At 71.1% G+C, this 4725-nt stretch carries 5 protein-coding genes; 3 read left to right on the forward strand and 2 right to left on the reverse strand.

Annotated features, from left to right (window positions below):
• Positions 1-63: 63 nt before the first annotated feature.
• Positions 64-921: a hypothetical protein gene (locus tag ACFWPS_RS53760; RefSeq protein WP_383721847.1), complete on the forward strand. Its 858-nt coding sequence runs from the start codon at positions 64-66 to the stop codon at positions 919-921.
• 350 nt (positions 922-1271) lie between these two features.
• Here the strand turns inward: ACFWPS_RS53760 and ACFWPS_RS53765 are convergent, their stop codons facing one another.
• Positions 1272-2285: an ABC transporter permease gene (locus ACFWPS_RS53765; protein WP_383721849.1), complete on the reverse strand. Its 1014-nt coding sequence runs from the start codon at positions 2283-2285 to the stop codon at positions 1272-1274.
• Between the two features lie 124 nt (positions 2286-2409).
• Here ACFWPS_RS53765 and ACFWPS_RS53770 point away from each other — a divergent pair, with 124 nt between their 5' ends.
• Complete coding sequence (locus ACFWPS_RS53770) at positions 2410-3060, forward strand: TetR/AcrR family transcriptional regulator (protein WP_383721851.1); 651 nt, start codon at positions 2410-2412, stop codon at positions 3058-3060.
• Between the two features lie 209 nt (positions 3061-3269).
• Positions 3270-3974 carry a TetR/AcrR family transcriptional regulator gene (locus ACFWPS_RS53775; protein WP_383721852.1) on the forward strand — a complete coding sequence of 235 codons (705 nt, stop codon included), beginning with the start codon at positions 3270-3272 and terminating at the stop codon, positions 3972-3974.
• A gap of 110 nt (positions 3975-4084) precedes the next feature.
• Here ACFWPS_RS53775 and ACFWPS_RS53780 read toward each other — a convergent pair whose 3' ends face one another.
• Positions 4085-4507, reverse strand: coding sequence for an SsgA family sporulation/cell division regulator (locus tag ACFWPS_RS53780; RefSeq protein ID WP_383721854.1), 423 nt, complete (start codon positions 4505-4507; stop codon positions 4085-4087).
• Positions 4508-4725 lie beyond the last annotated feature (218 nt).

Consider the following 4725-nt stretch of genomic DNA (forward strand, 5'->3'; position numbering starts at 1 on the left):
GGCGCTCGCCCCCATGTACGGGGCGAGCGCCCTGCCGTACGACCACACAAGGAGCCCCCCACCTTGCAGCAGCCGAAAGTCTTCACCGACCCCGACGTCGCGAGCACGACGAAATCGGTGATGAAGAAACTGCCCGAAGTCACCCTGGCCTTCTGGATCATGAAGATCGCCGCGACGACGCTGGGCGAGACCGCCGGAGACCTCTTCTCCCAGACCCTGAAGCTCGGTTACTTCCTCACCACGATCGTGCTGTTCCTGATCTTCGTGGTGACGCTCGTCGTCCAGCTCCGCTCCAGCCGCTACAACCCGTTCTTCTACTGGACGGTGATTCTGTCGACCAGCATGGCCGGCACCACGACGTCCGACTTCATGAACCGCGACGCCAGCGCCAAGTACCTCTCGAACGGGGCCACTTCACTCGGCTGGGGACCGCAGGGCCTGGGCATCGGCTACCCGGCGGGCGCGGCGATCCTGCTCTCGATCCTGATGGTCATCTTCGCGGTCTGGCGGCTGAGCGGGATGACCTTCCAGATCCGTGACATCGTCACCTTCCGCGGTGAGGCCCTGTTCTGGTCGGCGATCCTCGTCTCCAACACGCTCGGCACCTCCATGGGCGACTTCCTCTCCGACAGCTCCGGCCTCGGCTACGCCGGCGGCGCGCTGCTGGTGACCGGGCTGCTCGCCGTCCTGGTCGCCCTGATGAAAGTGCCCGTGGTGCCGAACGTCCTGCTGTTCTGGATCGCGTTCGTCCTCACCCGCCCGCTCGGCGCCACCGCGGGCGACTTCCTGACCAAACCGGTCGCCAAGGGCGGTCTGAACCTCGGCACGGCCGGTTCCTCGGCCGTCCTGCTGGCCGTCCTGCTCGGCCTCATGGCCTACGCGCAGGTCCGGGAACGCAGGACCCGCGCCGAGCGGGGGTAGCAGCTCCGCCCGCGGACAGGTCGGCCAGGAAGCCCGCCCTCGGGGTGCGCCCGGCGTCGCGGGACACCTCGCCACCGACGCCGCCGGCACCGGTCGTACGGTCACTGTGGTGCGGGCACAGCGGACCGTTCGGCGCCGGGCAGCCCGCGGCCGGTTACCGCTGCATCCCTGGTCATGGCCGGACCGACACCACAGCCCTGGCGGCCTGGATACGCGACCCGGCGGAGTTCGGCCCGGTGCCGGCCGAGCTCCGCCGTTTTGCCGGGATCACCGGCCCGGGAATGGCCCGGATCCTGGAGATTGCGGTGCCCCGAACTGGTGGCCGCCTGCGGGGTGCGGCCGGTCCACGGTCAGCCGACCTGGGCGAGACCCCGTTCGGCGACCGGTTCGGTGACCTCTGCGCGTGCCTTCAGGGCGCCGCCGACGAGGACGGCTCCCAGGCCCAGCGCGGCCCACCAGGTGAGTGTCAGGGCAGGGCCGGTCGCCGCGGCACCGTCGAAGTACGACACCGAGCGCAGCAGGGTGGCGCTCGCTCCCGGCGGCAGCCACTGACCGATGGCTCCGACCGGGTCGGGCAGCATCTGCGGGGCCGAGGAGGCGCCGGAGAACGGGTTGCCGAGGAGCATCACCAGACCCGCCCCGAGCCCCAGGCCGGCAGAGCCGAGAAGCGCGGCCAGCCCGGCGACCGCAGCGCCCACGGCCAGCGTCGCGAGGCCCAGGACACCGGCCTCCGCCCACCAGTCACCGGTGAGCACCCCCAGCCAGCTGTGCGCGAGGCCCGCCGCGGCCCCGCCGACCAGGCCGGCGCCGGCCACCAGCGCGATCACGGCGCGGCGGCCGCGCAGCCCGAGCGCGGTGACCGCCGCACCGGCCACGATCCCCGCCAGGGCGAGCGGCAGCACGCTGGAGCTCAGGGCCGCCCCGCGGGGGTCGTTCGCCGGGGCCGCGACCACGTCGACCGTCCTGACCTGCGTGCCGTTCGCGGCGGTCTGCTGCGCGACCGCCTGCTGCAGCAGCTGTGCGACGACCGGGCTCGCGGCCGACGCGGTCAGCAGCTTCGGGCCTCGGGCGGTGACCACGACCGCGCCGTACACGGTCCGGTCCTCGATCGCGCTCCGGGCGGCGGTCTCGTCGGCGTAGTGGTGGATTTCGAACGCGCCCTTCTCGTGTTCCAGTCGCTGCTCCACCTGGGCCGTCGCGGCGGCAGGGCCGGCCACGCCGAGGGGCAGGTCGCGAGGGGCGATGCGGGCCGCGGGCCAGGCGAAGGCCCACAGAGCGAGCACGGCGAGAGCGGGTACGAGTACGACCGCTGTGACAAGGCGCCGGTTGCGCTCCCTCGCGGGGGTGGCGGATGCGGTGGGCATGTGGTTCCTCTCCGGGATCTCCAGGCAGTGCTGAGAGAATGAGCGTTCGTTTTATGTCCGCGGCCTACCGTCCTGCCGTCGGCGGCCGCTTGTCAAGAAGGAACGTTCGTTTTAAATTGGTGACATGCCTCGCGTAACCCAGGAACACTTCGACGCCCGTCGCCGGCAGATCCTCGACGGTGCCGCGCGGTGCTTCGCCCGCAATGGCTTTCATGCCACGTCGATGCAGGACGTGCTGAAGGAGACCGACCTGTCGGCCGGGGCCGTGTACCGCTACTTCAGCGGGAAGGAGGAGCTCATCGCGGCGATCGTCGGCGAGGTGCTCGGCCAAGTCCACGACTGCTTCGACGAGGCTGCGCGGGGTACCCCGCCCCCGCCTCCGGACATCCTGGTGCCGTCCGTCCTCGGCCGTGTCCTCGCCACCAAGGAGTCCCTGACCGTGGACGGGCGGCCCGCGTTCGCGCGGCTGGTCGTCCAGGTGTGGACGGAGACACTCCGCAACGACGAGCTCGCGACCGTACTGAGCGAGGGATACGCCGACGTGCGCAGGGCCTGGACGCGGATCGCCGAGGCGTACCAGGAAGCCGGGATGATGCGGCAGGACGTGGACCCGGAGCACGTCGCCCGCACGATGACGGCCTGTGTGATGGGTTTCCTCGCGCAGCAGGCCATGTTCGGGCCGGTGCCGGTCGAGGTCCTGCGGGACGGTCTGCGGGCGTTGATGAGCGTGCCGGATCGCAGCTCGGCCGGCATGCCCGACACCCGGTCCGGCTAGCCTCCCGATCACGCCGCCCGATCCCCGGGCGGTCTCACCGGGGCCATGCGCACGGTACGAGCCGACGCCGCCTGCGGGGCTGACGAGGGCTCGGCGACAACGGACCGCCCCACGGCTCGGGACCGTATCCCGGCCTGCTCAAGCCGCATCCGTGCCGTGAGCTGGGTCATATCCTGAATTCGAGGGGTCCCTCATGTTAGCTTGGATGCATGAGCCAGCAGCACGTCCTGCCCGCGCCCCAGGCGTCGGCCAAGCCGTTGCGCCGCGACGCGCAGCGCAACAGGGACGCGATCGTGGCCGCCGCCCGCAAGGCCTTCGCCGAGCAGGGGCTGGACGCGTCCCTTGAGGGTGTCGCCCGTGAGGCGGGTGTCGCGATCGGGACGGTCTACCGGCACTTCCCCCGCAGACTCGACCTGGTCGAAGAGCTCTTCACCGCGAAGTTCACGGAACTGCTGGCCGCGGCTGAAGAGGCCGCGGCCATGGACGACGCCTGGGAAGGGTTCTGCCACTACCTGGAAAAGCTCTGCGCACTGCAGGCCTGTGACCGTGCCTTCAACGACCTGGTCTCGGCCCGGCTGCCGCTCCACGCGCTCGGCAGGGGAATGTTCGAGCGTGCGGAGGAACGGGCCGCCCAGATCTTCCGCAACGCCCAGGCGCAGGGCGTCCTTCGTGACGATGTCACCCCGGAGGACCTCGCTTTCGTCATCTGGTCCCAGGCCGGGATCATCCAGGCCACGCGTGCCGTCGCCCCCAACGCCTGGCGCCGCCACCTTCACCTGCTGCTCGACGCCTTCCGTGCCCAGTGTGCCCACGAGCTGCCGGAGCCGCCGCTGACCCCCCGGCAGGTCGACCAGACCCTCACCACTCTCGAGTGCCCCGAAGAGGAATGCCACGAGTGCCACGAGGAGGCATGAGCCGCGGCCGGTGAGGTCGCCGGGCGGCAGGACACACAGCGAGCCCGGTGCCGCAGTCGGCACCGGGCTCCGCTCGGATCCGCATGGATGTCGCCGTCCAGCCGAGGCGTTCAGCTTCCCGCCAGCAGCTGTGCCAGCTCGGCGTCGAGGTCGAGCCGGCCGGATTCGGCCCCCGCCGGCACCGCGGACCGAGTCTCGCTCAGGAAGGATCGCACCCCCTGCGCGGGGAACCCGAGCCGCGCCGACCCCGTGGGCGTACGGAGGGCGATGAACACCACTTCTCGTCCCGCGTCGACGGCCGGCCACATCTGCACGTCTCCCAGTCCGGTGCGCTCGCTCAGGGCCTGAGCCAGCATGTCGCGGCTGAAGAACCACTCGACCGTCCGCTCCTGGCCCGGGGGGTGGAAGACGGCGCGGACGGCATAGGGGTCATCCGTCTCGTACCGCAGAGCCGCACGCATCGGCACCGACACGTCGTGGGACAGGACAAGCTGCGCGGGCAGCTCGCACGCCACGGTTCTGACCGATCTCACTGTCCCTCACTCCTGCATCCCGCTCGCCCGGTACCGCGATCGCTGCCCGGGTGCTTCGAGGCGTGGGATGCGGTGGCCTCGCCGACGCAACCAGAAGCGCCTGAGGGCGAGAGAAGCGCACGCGGTTCCCGCGTGTCGGCCCCGTTCGGCCAGGAAGCGATGTCATCGGGCCGGGCCGGAGGCCGGCCCGGCGAGCGGTCGGTTTGACGAGCCGTGAC

Origin of the sequence: Streptomyces sp. NPDC058457 (assembly GCF_042720695.1) — a bacterium.
Classification (GTDB): Bacteria; Actinomycetota; Actinomycetes; order Streptomycetales; family Streptomycetaceae; genus Streptomyces.

Bases quoted from the DNA above. Each gene is read 5' to 3' on its own strand.
- ACFWPS_RS53765 (WP_383721849.1), bottom strand. From the start codon at position 2,285: ATGCCCACCGCATCCGCCACCCCCGCGAGGGAGCGCAACCGGCGCCTT.
- ACFWPS_RS53775 (WP_383721852.1), top strand. From the start codon at position 3,270: ATGAGCCAGCAGCACGTCCTGCCCGCGCCCCAGGCGTCGGCCAAGCCG.
- ACFWPS_RS53770 (WP_383721851.1), top strand. From the start codon at position 2,410: ATGCCTCGCGTAACCCAGGAACACTTCGACGCCCGTCGCCGGCAGATC.